Origin of the sequence: Pseudomonas sp. DVZ6, from assembly GCF_024259445.1 — a bacterium.
Classification (GTDB): domain Bacteria; phylum Pseudomonadota; class Gammaproteobacteria; order Pseudomonadales; family Pseudomonadaceae; genus Aquipseudomonas; species Aquipseudomonas peradeniyensis.
The window spans coordinates 25,146-39,715 of the sequence record NZ_JANCLM010000004.1 but is presented as its reverse complement, the minus strand read 5'-3'; the positions used below and the strand labels follow the sequence as shown (position 1 = coordinate 39,715).

The following is a 14,570-nucleotide window of genomic DNA, read 5'->3' as shown; positions in this document are numbered from 1 at the left end:
ACAGGGGGCGGGCGGGATGCTTATTTGAACCCTTCGACGATGTACTCGGCCATGCAGTCGGTGATCGGCGAATGCTGCTGGTCGTTGCGCAGCAGCATCACATTGGCCATGTGCAACTGCGGCAGGCCGTCGTCCGCGCCGAGGATGCGCAGGTCGCCGCCGATCAGGCTCTGTAGCTGCGCGGTCACCGCCAGGCCGGCATGCACGATGGCGAAGATCGCCGCCAGGCTCGGGCTGGTGTAGGCGATGCGGTACTCGATGCCCTGGCGCTCCAGGGCGTTGCAGGTCCAGGCGCGGCAGAAACAGTCGGTGTTGAACAGTGCCAGCGGCATCGGCCGCTGCTCGTGGGGGCAGAAGCCCTTGGCCGCGGCCCACACCAGGCGCTCCTGGCGCAGCAGCTGGCCGACCTCGTTGCCCGGCTCGCGGGTGACGATGGTCAGGTCCAGGTCCTGGCGCAGCATCAGCTGCTTGGACGAGTCGCAGTGCACCTCGACATGGATCAACGGGTACGCCTGGGCGAAGCGGGTGAGGATGCCCGGCAGGTAGCGCATGGCGTAGTCGTCCGGGGTACCGATGCGCACCACGCCAACCATGTGCGGCATGCGCAGGGTGTTGAACACCTCGCCGTGCAGCTTGAGGATGCGCCGGGCATAGCCCAGCAGGACCTGGCCCTCGGCGGTGAGGCGCACCTGGCGGCCGTCGCGCTCGAACAGCTGGCGCTGCAGGATGTCCTCTTCCAGGCGCTTCATCTGCATGCTCACCGCTGACTGGGTGCGGTTGACCACCTCGCCGGCGCGGGTGAAGCCACCTTGCTCGGCGATGGCGACGAAGGTGCGCAGCACGTCCGCGTCGAGACTCTGATACTGGGACATGGCATCAATCTCCGAGATGCATGACATCAGAAACATTCGTTGGATTGATCTTAGGCCTGGGCAGAGACTGGAGCCATCCACAAGGAGGGCGTCAAGATGAAAGGTCATTTCAACGTTGCTCACCAGCCTGGGTCTACCCTCGGCCACCTGCTGCACGATGCCGGCGGGCGGCTGCTGCGCTGGTACGAGCTGCACCGCCAACGCGACGAACTGGCGCGCCTGAGCGATGCCACGCTGCACGACCTGGGGTTGTCGCGGGCGGATATCCAGCAGGAGGCCGACCGGCATTTCTGGGAGGATCCGTTGCGTAAATAGGCCGTGAAGGCTTTGCTGGCCTCTTCGCGGGTAAACCCGCTCCCACAGGTTCGCTGTTGTTCCCTGGTCAACGGTAACCCTGTGGGAGCGGGTTTACCCGCGAATGCTATGGTGCAGACACAGAATGAGTTGCAGAGCCACTGTGAGGTACCTCCATTGCCCCTCGAACTGTCTATCCACCAGGCCCGCCGTCTGGCCCTGTCCGCTCAGGGCTTCGGCAAGTCGCCCGGCAGCCCGCCGACCCTTGGCAGTCTCACGCGCATGTTCCAGCGCCTGGGCGTGGTGCAAATCGACTCGGTCAATGCCCTGGTGCGCTCCCACTACCTGCCGCTGTTTTCGCGCCTGGGCGACTACCCGCACGACCTGCTCGACCAGCTCGCCTGGGGCCAGCGCCGCCAGCGCCGATTGTTCGAGTATTGGGGCCATGAAGCATCGCTGCTGCCGCTGGCGCTGTACCCGCTGATGCGCTGGCGCATGGCCCACGCCGCCGACGGCAAGGGCATCTACCGGCAACTGGCCGCGTTCGGCCGCGAGCGGCGCGAGGTGATCGAGCGGGTGCTGGCGGCGGTGCGCGACCAGGGCGCGCTGGGCGCGGGCAGCCTGTCCACCCGCGAAGAGCGCGCCGGCCCCTGGTGGGACTGGAGCGAAGAGAAGCACGCGCTGGAATGGCTGTTCGCCGCCGGCGAGGTCACCGTGGCCGGGCGTCGCGGTTTCGAGCGCCTGTACGACCTGCCCGAGCGGGTGCTGCCGGCGGCCATCCTCGATCAGGCCCGGCCCAGCGAGGCCGAAGCGCACCAGGGCTTGCTGCTGCATGCCGCCGGCGCCCTGGGCGTGGCCACCGAACAGGACCTGCGCGACTACTTTCGCCTCTCGCCGCAGCAGAGCAAGGCCGCCCTGGCCGTATTGGTCGAGGCCGGGCACCTGCAGGCCTGCACCGTGCAGGGCTGGAAACAACCGGCCTATGTCGCGGGGGGGCCACGGATTCCCAGGCGCATCGAAGCCAGCGCCTTGCTCTCGCCGTTCGATTCGCTGGTCTGGGCGCGCGAGCGTACCGAGCGCCTGTTCGATTTCCGCTACCGCCTGGAGATCTACACGCCGGCGCATAAGCGGGTGTACGGCTACTACGTGCTGCCATTCCTGCACGACGGGCGCATCGCCGCCCGCCTGGACCTGCGTGCCGAGCGCGCCCACGGGCGCCTGGCGGTGCATGCGGTGCACGAAGAGGCGTTGGGGCTGGACGAGGCGGGCTACCAGGCGCTGGCGCTCAGCCTGCGGCAGCTGGCCAACTGGCTGGGCCTGGCGCAGGTGCAGCTCAACTGCCCCCGCGCCGAGGGCAGCCGGCTGCGTCAGGCATTGCTCAGCGGCGTACCTGCTTGAGGGTTTCGGCGATCAGGAACGCCAGCTCCAGCGACTGATCGGCGTTCATCCGCGGGTCGCAGTGGGTGTGGTAGCGGTCTGACAGGGCATCTTCGGTGATCGGCCGGGCGCCGCCGATGCACTCGGTGACGTTCTGCCCGGTCATCTCGATATGAATGCCGCCAGCGTGGCTGCCCTCGGCCTGGTGCACCTGGAAGAACTGCTTGACCTCATCGAGGATCTGCGCGAAATCGCGGGTCTTGTAGCCGCTGCTGGCCTTGATGGTGTTGCCGTGCATCGGGTCGGAGCTCCACAGCACCTGGCGCCCTTCGCGCTGCACGGTGCGGATCAGCCCCGGCAGGTGGTCGCCGACCTTGCCGGCGCCCATGCGCACGATCAGGTTCAGGCGGCCCGGGTCGTTGTCCGGGTTGAGCACATCGATCAGGCGGATCAGCTCCTCGGGGTTCATGCTCGGGCCGACCTTGACCCCGATCGGGTTGTGCACGCCGCGCAGGAACTCGACATGGGCGCCGTCGAGCTGGCGGGTGCGGTCGCCGATCCACAGCATGTGCGCCGAGCAGTCGTAGTAGTCGCCGGTCAGGCTGTCGCTGCGCACGAAGGCTTCCTCGTAGTTGAGCAGCAACGCTTCGTGGGCGGTGAAGAAGCTGGTCTCGCGCAGTTGCGGCGCGGTGTCCAGGCCGCAGGCGCGCATGAAGGCCAGGGTCTCGTCGATGCGGTTGGCCAACTGGTGGTACTTGTCGGCCAGCGCCGAGTTGGCGATGAAGTCCAGGTTCCACTTGTGCACCTGGTGCAGGTCGGCGAAGCCGCCCTGGGCGAAGGCGCGCAGCAGGTTGAGGCTGGCGGTGGCCTGGTGGTAGGCCTGCAGCAGGCGCTCGGGGTCGGGAACGCGGCTCTTTTCGTCGAAGCCGATGCCGTTGACGATGTCGCCACGGTAGGCGGGCAGGGTGATGTCGCCGATGGTCTCGTCATTGGCCGAGCGCGGCTTGGCGAACTGGCCGGCCATGCGCCCGACCTTGACCACCGGGCAGCCGGCGGCGAAGGTCATGACAATGGCCATCTGCAGCAGCACCTTGAAGGTGTCGCGGATCTTCGCCGCGGAGAATTCGGCGAAGCTCTCGGCGCAGTCGCCGCCCTGCAGCAGGAACGCCCGGCCCTGGGTCACTTCGGCGAACTGCCGGCGCAGCTCGCGTGCCTCGCCGGCGAACACCAGTGGCGGGTAGCTGGCCAGGGTCTGCTCCACCTTCAGCAGGTGCGCGGCGTCGGGGTAGATCGGTTGCTGCTGGATCGGCAGGGCGCGCCAGCTGTCAGGGGTCCATTGTCGGGTCATCGCAAGCTCTATCCATAAGTGTCGTTAAGGCCTGCCAGCCATGGTACGCCCGGGTGTGCTTGTTGCACCACCGGCATTGGCGGACAATGCACGTTTTGCGCGGGCAGGTGGTAAGGATGGCGACGGAGCGGGAAGAGCGGCTGCTGGCACGGGTCGAGGACGCCTTTGGCGTCATCAGCGTGTACGAGGTGGATGACTATCGCTTCCTCGAGTTCGGCGACGCCATCGAGCAGAGCTGCACCTTCACCGCCGACCCGAGCTGGCTGGAGTACGACTACACCCGCGCCATGCTGGTCGGCGCGCTGTGCCACGGGCAGCCGGAGAGCGCGCTGTTCCTCGGCCTTGGCGCCGGCACCCTGACCCAGGCGTGCCTGAAGTTCCTGCCGCTGGAGGATGTCGAGGCCATCGAGCTGCGCCCCGACGTGCCGCGCCTGGCCATGGAGTACATGGGCCTGGACGACGACCCGCGGCTGTATGTGCGGGTGGGCGACGCCCTCGAGCTTTTGCCCAGCGCCGAGAAGGCCGACCTGCTGTTCGTCGACCTTTATACCGACTATGGTCCCGGTGTCGGCCACCTGGCCTGGGGCTTCCTGGAGAACTGCCAGAAGCAGCTGAACCCCGATGGCTGGCTGGTGATCAACCAGTGGGCCGGGGACGACGGCAAGCCGCTGGGCGCAGCCTTGTTGCGTGGTTTGTACCACCGCCATTACTGGGAGCTGCCGGTGAAGGAGGGCAACGTGATCGTGCTGGTGCCGGCGGACCTGGAGCAGACGCTGGATATCGATGCCGTGCGGGCGCGGGCCGAAGCGTTGGCGCCGCGTCTGGGCTATTCGCTGGAATACCTGATCAAGGAAATCCGCCCGGCGACCTGATCCGAGTGTGCGCCCCCTGTAGGAGCGGCCTTGTGCCGCGAAAGGGCCGCACAGCGGCCCCGGCGATCTTGAGGTAGGCACACATCCTGGGGCCGCATTGCGGCCCATTCGCGGCACAAGGCCGTTCCTACAGGGAAACGATTCAGCCTGGATCCAATATGGCCCTTGATCTTCGAAATATTTCTCACAATTCACGGCTATTTCGGGTATAGTACGCGCCGGTCTTTTAGCGGACCTCAAAATCAGGTGGTGCAAATCCTCCGAATCCAGCTTCGGCTGCGCGTCCGCTAGGCGGACCTTCCCAAGACGTTCCTATTTCAATCGTTTTCGCAAATCCCCGCCGCCAAAGCTGCCTGGGTGACCGACTGGTCTTTCAAGGCATGTGCAGCTTTGGAGCATGGGTCTTTGCGGATGCACCTAGAGGCAGACCCATGACCCAGGAAACCGGCGGATTCGCCGCTCTCGAACTCAATCCGAACATCGTTGCTGCCGTCCTGGCCACCGGCTATGAAGAGCCGTCGGCCATCCAGCAACAGTCGATCCCGATCATCCTCGCCGGTCACGACATGATCGGCCAGGCGCAGACTGGCACCGGCAAGACCGCTGCCTTCGCCCTGCCGATCCTCAACAAGATCGACGTGAGCAAGCGCGAACCGCAAGCCCTGATCCTGGCGCCAACCCGTGAGTTGGCGCTGCAAGTAGCCACCGCTTTCGAAACCTACGCCAAGCAGATGCCGGGCGTTAACGTGGTGGCCGTGTACGGTGGTGCCCCGATGGGCCCACAGCTGCGTGCCATTCGCAATGGCGCACAGATCGTCGTCGCCACCCCGGGCCGCCTGTGCGACCACCTGCGCCGCGACGAGAAAGTCCTGTCCACCGTCCAGTACCTGGTACTCGACGAAGCTGACGAGATGCTCAAGCTGGGCTTCATGGATGACCTCGAAGTGATCTTCGACGCCATCCCTGCCACCCGCCAGACCGTGCTGTTCTCCGCCACCCTGCCGGCCTCGATCCGTGCCATCGCCGAGCGCCACCTGCGCGAGCCGAAGCACGTCAAGATCCAGAGCAAGACCCAGACCGTGACCGCGATCGAGCAGGCCCACCTGATGGTCCACGCCGACCAGAAGATCCCGGCCGTGCTGCGCCTGCTGGAAGTGGAAGAGTTCGACGCGCTGATCGCCTTCGTGCGCACCAAGCAAGCCACCCTGGACCTGGCCGCCGCCCTGGAAGCCAAAGGCTACAAGGCTGCTGCGCTGAACGGCGATATCGCCCAGAACCAGCGTGAGCGCGTGATCGACTCGCTCAAGGACGGCCGCCTGGACATCGTCGTCGCCACCGACGTCGCTGCCCGTGGTCTGGACGTACCGCGCATCACCCACGTGTTCAACGTCGACATGCCGTACGATCCGGAGTCCTACGTGCACCGTATCGGCCGTACCGGCCGTGCCGGTCGCGATGGTCGTGCGCTGCTGCTGGTCACCCCGCGTGAGCGCCGCATGCTGCAGGTGATCGAGCGTGTCACCGGTCAGAAAGTCGCCGAAGCCCGCCTGCCTAACCCGCAAGCCGTGCTGGATGCGCGCATCAAGAAGCTGACCAAGAGCCTGGCGCCGCTGGTGGCCGAGTCCGAAGCCAGCCACGGCGAGCTGTTCGACCGCCTGACCGCCGACCTGGGTTGCAGTGCCCGTGCCCTGGCCTCGGCCCTGCTGCGCAAGGCCACCAACGGTCAGGCGCTGGACCTGGCTTCGGTGGAGCGCGAGCAGCCGCTGGTACCGACCTACAGCCCGCGTGAGCGCACTGAGCGTACCGAGCGTGGCGAGCGTCCGGACCGTGGTGACCGCGAGCGCCGCGCGCCGATGCCGCTGGCCGAAGGCCGCGTGCGTTGCCGTACCGCCCTGGGTGCCCGTGACGGCATCGCCGCCAAGAACCTGCTGGGCGCGATCCTCAACGAGGGTGGCCTGGCGCGTGACGCCATCGGTCGTATCCAGGTGCGTGACAGCTTCAGCCTGGTCGAGCTGCCGGAAGACGGCCTCGAGCGCCTGCTGACCAAGCTCAAGGACACCCGCGTGGCCGGCAAGCAGCTGAAGCTGCGCCGTTACCGCGAAGACTGATCCTGGCGCTGCAATAAAAAATCCCCGGCCTTTTGGTCGGGGATTTTTTTTGCCTGTCCCGGCCTCTTCGCGGGTAAGCCCGCTCCCACAGGTATCGCGCTGTACCTGTGGGAGCGGGTTTACCCGCGAAGAGGCCCGTCAGTCGAACCGATAGATATCCATCCCCAGCGCCCCCAGCGTAAACCCCTGGTGCACGACCCCACACCGCCCACCAGCCCCCATGGCGAAGAACAACGGCAACAGATGCTCATCACTGGGATGGTTACGCAGCGCAAACGGCGCCTGCCGCCGATAATCCACCAGCGCCGCCTCATCCCCAGCGTTCAACCGCTCCACCACCCAGTCACGAAACGCCAGCGCCCAGGGCTCGACTGCGTCCGGCCCGGCATGCCAGTCCAGCTCGCCCAGGTTGTGGGTGATGCTGCCCGAGCCGACCAGCAGGATGCCTTCCTCGCGCAGTGCCGACAGCGCCCGGCCAACCTTCAGTTGCAGATCAGGACCGGCCTGGCTGGGCAGCGACACCTGAACCACCGGAATATCCGCCTCGGGATACATCAGTGAAAGCGGCACCCAGGCACCATGGTCGAAGGGCCGCTGCGAGTCCAACTGCGCGCCCAGGCGCTCGGCGATCCGCTGGGCCAGTTCCGGCGCGCCGGGCGCGGGGTATTGCACGGCATACAGCGCCGGCGGAAAACCATGGAAGTCATGCCAGGTCTGCGGCTGAGCGTTGCCCATCACCAGCAGCTCGCGGCTTTCCCAGTGCGCCGACACCACCACGATCGCCTTCGGCCGGGGCAGGGCACGGGCCAGCGCGGCAAGGGCCGGGCCACTGGCACCGGGTTGCAGGGCGAGCATGGGCGATCCGTGGGAGATGAACAGGCTGGGCAGCATGGCGGGGTCCTGGCAGGTAAGATGCTGCCATCTTCGATCAGCCTTCGATCGAGATCCAATATAAGTTTTCATAGGCTTTTATCGAAAAACCGGGAGGAATCATGGAGCCAGCGTTCTGGCACAAGCGGTGGGCGGACAACCAGATCGGCTTTCACCAATCCCAGGTGAACCCGTACCTGCAGGCGCACTGGCCGACCTTGGGGCTGGCCCCGGGCGCGCGGGTGTTGGTGCCGCTGTGTGGCAAGAGCCTGGACCTGCTCTGGCTGGCCGCCCAGGGCTATCGGGTGCTGGGGGTGGAGTTGTCGCGCAGGGCGGTGGCGGACTTCTTCACCGAGCATGGCCTGGTGGCGCAGATTGCCCGGCATGGTGCCTTCGAGGTGTGGCGCAGCGACGAGGTGGAGCTGTGGTGCGGGGATGTGTTTGCCCTGCGCGCCGAGGATCTGGCGGACTGCGCGGGGGTGTATGACCGGGCGGCGCTGATCGCCTTGCCGCTAGCGATGCGCGAGCGCTACATGGCGTTGTTGGGTGAGCAGTTGCCGGCGGCCTGTCGGGGGCTGTTGGTGACCCTGGATTACGACCAGGGATTGATCGACGGGCCACCGTTTTCGGTGCCGGACGCCGAAGTGCGGGCAGGGTTTTCCGGGTGGTGGGTCGACGATGTCGAGGCGCGGGAGATTCTCGACGAGAGTCCGAAGTTTCTCAAAGCTGGTGTCGAAAGTTTGGTTGAGCGAGTCTACAGCGTTCGGCGCTAAGCTGGCTTCAACCCTGTAGGAGCGGCCTTGTGCCGCGAAAGGGCTGCGCAGCAGCCCCAGGATCTTGGCATCATGCAAAATCGCCGGGGCTGCTGCGCAGCCCTTTCGCGGCACAAGGCCGCTCCTACAGGGGAGGGCGACATGGCAATGAAAAAGGGCGACCGAAGTCGCCCTTTCTTATTGCTGCCTGGATCAACCGCGACGGCGCAGCGCGTCGATGCGGTCTTCCAGCGGCGGGTGGCTCATCAGCAGGCCGGCCAGGCCATGCTTGAGGCCGCCATTGATGCCGAAGGCCTTCATGGTGTCGGGCATGTGCACCGGCAGGCCTTGTTCGGAGCGCAGGCGCTGCAGTGCGCCGATCATCGCGCCGGTACCGGCCAGGTGGGCGCCGGCTTCGTCGGCGCGGAACTCGCGGCGACGCGAGTACCACATGACGATGATGCTGGCGAGGATGCCCAGGACCAGCTCGGCGACGATGGTCGCGATGAAGTAGGCAATGCCGTGGCCTTCTTCGTTCTTGAAGATCACCCGGTCGACGAAGTTGCCGATGATGCGGGCGAAGAACATCACGAAGGTGTTCACCACGCCCTGCACCAGCGCCATGGTGACCATGTCGCCGTTGGCCACGTGGCCGATCTCGTGGGCCAGCACCGCACGCACCTCATCGGGCGAGAAGCGCTCCAGCAGGCCCTGGGAGACGGCGACCAGCGCGTCGTTGCGGTTCCAGCCGGTGGCGAAGGCGTTGGCCTCGTAGGCCGGGAAGATACCCACCTCGGGCATTTTGATGCCGGCCTCGCGGGACAGTTCCTCGACGGTCTGCAGCAGCCACTGTTCGTGACGGGTGCGGGGCTGGGTGATGATCTGGGTGCCGGTGGTCATCTTCGCCATCCACTTGGAGATGAACAGCGAGACGAGCGAGCCAGCGAAACCGAACACGGCGCAGAAGACCAGCAGCTGGCCGAGGTTGAGGTCAACCCCGTTGGCCGCCATGAACCCGTTGAAGCCGAACAGGCTCAGGGTAATGCTTGCAACCAGCACCACCGCGAGGTTGGTGGCTACAAACAACAGAATGCGCATCATGGTTGTTACGTTCTCCTGACGGATAAGTTCGTTGCGTACTGCGGGGTATATAAGGGGGAGGGCGCGGCTATTCAACCGGGCGACTATTTCAAACTGTGTACGCGAGGAGTATGGCAGAGGATGCCGGGCGTACCGTGGGATAGAGCGTTGCAGGATGTAAGAGGGATCGGGTCAACCCCTTCGCGGGTAAACCCGCTCCCACAGGTTCGGCGCCGAACCTGTGGGAGCGGGTTTACCCGCGAAAAGGCCATCAATCATTGCGAATAAGTGCGCAGGAAATTGCCGATCCGGCCAATGGCCTGTTCCAGGTCATCCACCCGCGGCAGCGTCACCACGCGGAAGTGGTCCGGCCATGGCCAGTTGAACGCCGTGCCCTGGACGATCAGCAGCTTCTCCGACAGCAGCAGGTCGAGCACGAACTTCTCGTCGTTGAAGATCGGGCAGACCTTCGGGTCGATCTTCGGAAACGCGTACAGCGCGCCCATCGGCTTGACGCAGCTCACCCCGGGGATGGCATTGAGCAGCTCGTAGGTGCGGTTGCGCTGCTCCAGCAGGCGGCCCGGCGGCAGCACCAGGTCGTTGATGCTCTGGTAGCCGCCCAGGGCGGTCTGGATCGCGTGCTGGGCCGGCACGTTGGCGCACAGGCGCATGTTGGCCAGCATGTCGATGCCTTCGATGTAGCTCTGGGCGTGGTGCTTGGGCCCGGAGATGATCAGCCAGCCGGAGCGGAAGCCCGCCACCCGGTACGACTTGGACAGGCCGTTGAAGGTCAGGCACAGCAGGTCCGGGGCCAGCGACGCGGTGCTGATGTGCACGGCCTCGTCGTAGAGGATCTTGTCGTAGATCTCGTCGGAGAACACCACCAGGTTGTGCTGGCGCGCCAGCTCCAGCATGCCCAGCAGCAATTCCTTGGAATACACAGCGCCGGTCGGGTTGTTCGGGTTGATGATCACCAGGGCCTTGGTGTTCGGGGTGATCTTGGCCTTGATGTCGTCCAGGTCGGGGAACCAGTCGGCCTGCTCGTCGCACAGGTAGTGCACCGGCTTGCCGCCGGCCAGGCTCACCGCGGCGGTCCACAGCGGGTAGTCGGGAGCCGGGATCAGCACCTCGTCGCCGTTGTTGAGCAGCGCCTGCATCGACATCACGATCAGCTCGGACACACCGTTGCCGAGGTAGATGTCCTCGATGGTGACGCCTTCGATTTCCTTCTGCTGGCAGTACTGCATCACCGCCTTGCGCGCGCTGAACAGACCCTTGGAGTCGCTGTAGCCCTGGGCGGTGGGCAGGTTGCGGATCACGTCCTGGAGGATCTCGTCCGGCGCCTCGAAACCAAACGGCGCCGGGTTGCCGATGTTCAGCTTGAGGATGCGGTGGCCTTCCTCTTCCAGGCGTTTGGCGTGCTTGAGCACTGGGCCGCGAATGTCGTAGCAGACATTGGCGAGCTTGTTCGATTTGCTGAACTGCATGATGAGATCCCGAGTGAGAATACGCGCCGCCCCTGCTCGAAAGGTTTGAAAGGGCGGGAAGCGGGTGCCAGACTGGCTGCCTTGCACACGAAGCCACCTAATATACGTGCCACCCGCGCCAGGGAAAAGCCGGTGCGAGGTGAAATTCAGCCTGCCGAGGTCCCATCATGCAAAAGATCGACAAAACCCTGGACGAATGGCGCGCCATGCTCGATCCGGCCCAGTACCAGGTGTGCCGGCTCAAGGGCACCGAGCGGCCGTTCAGCGGCAAGTACAACAGCGAGCGCGGCGATGGTATCTACCACTGCATCTGCTGCGACCTGGCGCTGTTCGACGCCAAGGCCAAGTTCGATTCCGGCTGCGGCTGGCCGAGCTTCTACGAGCCGATCGAAGAAGCCGCGATGATCGAGATCCGCGACACCTCCCACGGCATGATCCGCACCGAAGTCACCTGCGCGCAGTGTGATGCCCACCTGGGCCATGTATTTCCCGACGGCCCGCCGCCGACCGGGCTACGCTACTGCATCAACTCGGTGTGCCTGGACCTCAAGCCACGCGATTGACGGAGAGCGAACATGGCCGATGCGCTGCTGGACATCCCCTGCGTCACCCTCGGTGGCGAACAGAAAGTGCTGGGCGACTTCGCCGGCAAGGCGCTGCTGGTGGTCAACACCGCCAGCCAGTGCGGTTTCACCCCGCAATACAAGGGCCTCGAACGCCTGTGGCAGGAGTACCGCGACCAGGGCCTGGTGGTGCTGGGCTTCCCCTGCAACCAGTTCGGCAAGCAGGAGCCGGGCGACGCCCGCGAGATCGCGCAGTTCTGCGAGCTCAACTTCGGCGTGAGTTTCCCGCTGTTTCGCAAGATCGAGGTCAACGGCCCCGGTGCCCACCCGCTGTTCGCCGAGCTCAAGCGCCGGGCGCCGGGCGTGCTGGGCACGCAGAAGATCAAGTGGAACTTCACCAAGTTCCTGGTCGACCCGCGCACCGGCAAGGTCAGCCGCTTTGCCCCGACCACCAAGCCCGAGGCGCTGAAGTCGGCGATCGAGCCGCTGCTCAACCGCTGACCGGCACCCAGTGCTCGATCAGCGCCAGCAGTTCCTCGCGGCGGAACGGCTTGGCCAGGTAGTCGTTCATGCCTGCGGCGCGGCAGCGCTCGCGCTCCTCGGGCATGGCGTTGGCAGTCAGCGCGACGATCGGCAGCTCCGGCCAGCGGCTGCTCTGGCGGATCCGTCGGCTGGCCTCGTAGCCATCCATCACCGGCATGTTGCAGTCCATCAGCACCAGGTCGAAGCTGTCCCGCTCCAGGCAGTCCAGGGCCTCCTGGCCGTGGGCAGCCACCTGCACCTGGCAGCCGAGCTTGCCCAGCATGCACTTGGCCACCAGCTGGTTCACCGGGTTGTCCTCCACCAGCAGGATGCGCGCCCTGAGCTCGCGCGAGGCCGGTACCTCGTGGGGCAGTGGCGCGTTGGGCTCGCCCTGCAAGGTGCGGCGCAGGGTCTGGTACAAGGCATTGCGAGCCAGGGGGCGGGCCAGTTGCTGCAAGGGCGCCAGTTGCTCGGCCTGCTCGGTGGGCAGGAAGTTACCGTAGGCGGTCACCAGCAGGATCGGTGCCTCGATGGCCGGGCGCAGGTCGAGCACGTGGTCCAGGTCGTCGGTAATCAGCAGGTCGACAGCCGTGCCGGCCAGGTCCTTGGCATCCTCATGACGCACGTATTCCAGCCCCCAGCGCGGCAACAGCCCCTCCAGCAGCTCGGCCAGGCCACTGCCGGGGTTGCCCAGGGCCACCACCCGCCCGTTCAATGGCGCCGGCGGGATCGCCTCGGTGTGCGCCGGTAGCGGCAGGTCGGCGCTGAAGCGGCTGCCGAAGCCGGTTTCGGACTGGATATGCAGATGCCCCTGCATGGCCTTGCACAGGTTGCGGGTCAGGGCCAGGCCCAGGCCAGTGCCGCCGTACTGGCGAGTGATGCCGGCGCCGGCCTGGGTGAACGGCTGGAAGATCCGCGCCTGGGCCTCCTCGGGGATGCCGATGCCGGTGTCGCTCACCTCGAGGCGGATACCGCCGACGATGCTGCAAAGGCGCACGTCGACGCGGCCGAAACGGGTGAACTTGAGGGCGTTGGACAGCAGGTTGCTGACGATCTGCCGCACCCGGGTCGGGTCGCCCAGCACCGTGCTGGGGAAGTCAGGGGCGACCAGGCAGGTCAGCTCGACGCTGGGCGCGGCGTTTTGCGACAGCAGGTTGGCGGTGTCCTCGACCATGGCGCCGAGGTCGAACGGAATGCGCTCGAGCTCCAGCTGGCCAGCGTCGAACTTGGACAGGTCGAGGATATCGTTGAGCAACTCCACCAGTACCTTGCCCGAGTCGTGGGCGATCGACAGCTGCTGGCGCTGCTCGGGCGCCAGGCCACTGTCCAGGGCCAGGGCGATCATGCCCAGCATGCCGTTGAGCGGGGTGCGGATCTCGTGGCTCATGTTGGCCAGGAAGGCGGCGCGGGCCTGGGCCATGTCCAGGGCGCGCTGGCGCGCCTCGTCCAGCTCCTGGTTGGACAGGCTCAGGCGGCTGTTGCTGGCCTTGAGCTCGGTGGTGCGCGCCGAGACGATGTCCTCCAGCTCGTTGAGGTACTGGGTCAGACGGTTCTCGGCGGTGCGCCGCTGCTGGATCTCGGTGGCCATGCTGACGAACTGCTGGTTGGCGACCCGCACCAGCACGCCGATCTCGTCGTTCTCGTGGCCCTTGGGGCAGTCCACGCGGTTCTGCCTGGGCGTGCGCGCATCGTTGCCGCTGAGCGCGCCGATCACCGTCACCAGCGGCTTGGTCAGCATCAGGTAGAACAGCCCCAGGAGAATGCCGGTGAGCACCAGGCTGCGGGCAAAGCCGTTGACCAGGGTGACCCCGGCGCGGTCGAGGAAGCGCCCGCCGAAGGTGTAGGTGTCGACATCCAGGTAAAGGGTGCCGAGGTATTCGTCGGGCATGTGGGCGAGGAACAGTCGGTCCTGGAACTGGCGCTGCTCGCCGAACAGGAAGTCCGACAGCGGTCGGTAGCGGCTCTCCGTGCTGGGGCGCTGCACGTCGGCCAGCACGGTGTCGTTGTTGTCGATCAGCCGCGCACGGATCAGCGCTGGCGATTTCAGCAGGCCGCCGGTCAGCTCCTGGGCCAGCTCCGTGTCGATGTTGTAGGCGATGCGCGAGGCCGTGTCGTGGCTGATCTTCAACAGTGCCTGAATTTCACGGTTGATGGACGCGTCTTCGCTGGCATAATCGATGCCGATCTGGATGAGACTGAGCAATGTTCCCAGGATGAAGCCGACCAGGACTGTCAACCGGGCTTGCTTGTATGACAGGCGATTGGTGAACTTGATATCCATGGGTCCCAAGCCGGTTACTTGCTCCGTGCGCTGCGCAAGCATAGCCGATCAGCCCTGGCTGCTGGCGGGTCTGTCGAACATTCAGCTTTTGTCCGTGCCGGCCCCTTCGCGGGTAAACCCGCTCCCACAGGGTCCACTGCCTGC

Annotated in this window: 12 protein-coding genes and 1 pseudogene; 7 read left to right on the top strand and 6 right to left on the bottom strand. The window is 65.8% G+C overall.

Annotated features, from left to right (window positions below; all coding sequences use genetic code 11):
• Nucleotides 1-20: 20 nt before the first annotated feature.
• Nucleotides 21-872, bottom strand: a complete 852-nt coding sequence (locus tag NMG10_RS03600) for a LysR substrate-binding domain-containing protein (RefSeq protein WP_028691732.1) — start codon at nt 870-872, stop codon at nt 21-23.
• Between the two features lie 96 nt (nt 873-968).
• On the opposite strand from NMG10_RS03600, the gene NMG10_RS03595 reads away from it, so the two are divergent.
• Nucleotides 969-1,187, top strand: coding sequence for a DUF1127 domain-containing protein (locus NMG10_RS03595; RefSeq protein WP_028691731.1), 219 nt, complete (start codon nt 969-971; stop codon nt 1,185-1,187).
• A 156-nt stretch (nt 1,188-1,343) separates the two neighbouring features.
• On the top strand, nt 1,344-2,564 hold the full coding sequence (locus tag NMG10_RS03590; RefSeq protein ID WP_232856397.1) for a winged helix-turn-helix domain-containing protein: 1,221 nt from the start codon (nt 1,344-1,346) through the stop codon (nt 2,562-2,564).
• Here NMG10_RS03590 and NMG10_RS03585 read toward each other — a convergent pair.
• Nucleotides 2,545-3,891, bottom strand: coding sequence for a class II 3-deoxy-7-phosphoheptulonate synthase (locus NMG10_RS03585; RefSeq protein WP_028691729.1), 1,347 nt, complete (start codon nt 3,889-3,891; stop codon nt 2,545-2,547). The two genes, NMG10_RS03590 and NMG10_RS03585, sit on opposite strands and share 20 nt — an antisense overlap.
• A 116-nt stretch (nt 3,892-4,007) precedes the next feature.
• Here NMG10_RS03585 and NMG10_RS03580 point away from each other — a divergent pair, with 116 nt between their 5' ends.
• On the top strand, nt 4,008-4,763 hold the full coding sequence (locus tag NMG10_RS03580; RefSeq protein ID WP_234562532.1) for a spermidine synthase: 756 nt from the start codon (nt 4,008-4,010) through the stop codon (nt 4,761-4,763).
• 397 nt (nt 4,764-5,160) lie between these two features.
• Nucleotides 5,161-6,871: pseudogene (locus tag NMG10_RS03575) on the top strand (DEAD/DEAH box helicase).
• Nucleotides 6,872-7,009: 138 nt separating this feature from the next.
• Here the strand turns inward: NMG10_RS03575 and NMG10_RS03570 are convergent.
• The gene (locus NMG10_RS03570; RefSeq protein ID WP_232856395.1) at nt 7,010-7,762 is read right to left on the bottom strand and encodes a class III extradiol ring-cleavage dioxygenase; all 753 of its coding nucleotides are present in this window, start codon (nt 7,760-7,762) and stop codon (nt 7,010-7,012) included.
• Nucleotides 7,763-7,863: 101 nt separating this feature from the next.
• On the opposite strand from NMG10_RS03570, the gene NMG10_RS03565 reads away from it, so the two are divergent.
• Entirely contained in the window at nt 7,864-8,514 is a 651-nt protein-coding gene (locus tag NMG10_RS03565; RefSeq protein ID WP_254463842.1) for a thiopurine S-methyltransferase, read from the top strand.
• A gap of 192 nt (nt 8,515-8,706) precedes the next feature.
• Here the strand turns inward: NMG10_RS03565 and htpX are convergent, their stop codons facing one another.
• Nucleotides 8,707-9,594: a protease HtpX gene (htpX, locus tag NMG10_RS03560; protein WP_038705666.1), complete on the bottom strand. Its 888-nt coding sequence runs from the start codon at nt 9,592-9,594 to the stop codon at nt 8,707-8,709.
• A gap of 254 nt (nt 9,595-9,848) precedes the next feature.
• The gene (locus tag NMG10_RS03555) at nt 9,849-11,060 is read right to left on the bottom strand and encodes a pyridoxal phosphate-dependent aminotransferase (RefSeq protein ID WP_050704677.1); all 1,212 of its coding nucleotides are present in this window, start codon (nt 11,058-11,060) and stop codon (nt 9,849-9,851) included.
• A gap of 167 nt (nt 11,061-11,227) precedes the next feature.
• Between NMG10_RS03555 and msrB the strand changes: the two genes are divergently transcribed.
• A complete protein-coding gene (gene msrB, locus NMG10_RS03550) occupies nt 11,228-11,623 on the top strand; it encodes a peptide-methionine (R)-S-oxide reductase MsrB (RefSeq protein ID WP_254463841.1) in 396 nt (131 codons plus the stop codon).
• A 12-nt stretch (nt 11,624-11,635) separates the two neighbouring features.
• The gene (locus tag NMG10_RS03545; RefSeq protein ID WP_232856392.1) at nt 11,636-12,124 is read left to right on the top strand and encodes a glutathione peroxidase; all 489 of its coding nucleotides are present in this window, start codon (nt 11,636-11,638) and stop codon (nt 12,122-12,124) included.
• Here the strand turns inward: NMG10_RS03545 and NMG10_RS03540 are convergent.
• Nucleotides 12,114-14,468, bottom strand: coding sequence for a response regulator (locus NMG10_RS03540; protein ID WP_254463840.1), 2,355 nt, complete (start codon nt 14,466-14,468; stop codon nt 12,114-12,116). The genes NMG10_RS03545 and NMG10_RS03540 overlap by 11 nt on opposite strands.
• Nucleotides 14,469-14,570: the final 102 nt, after the last annotated feature.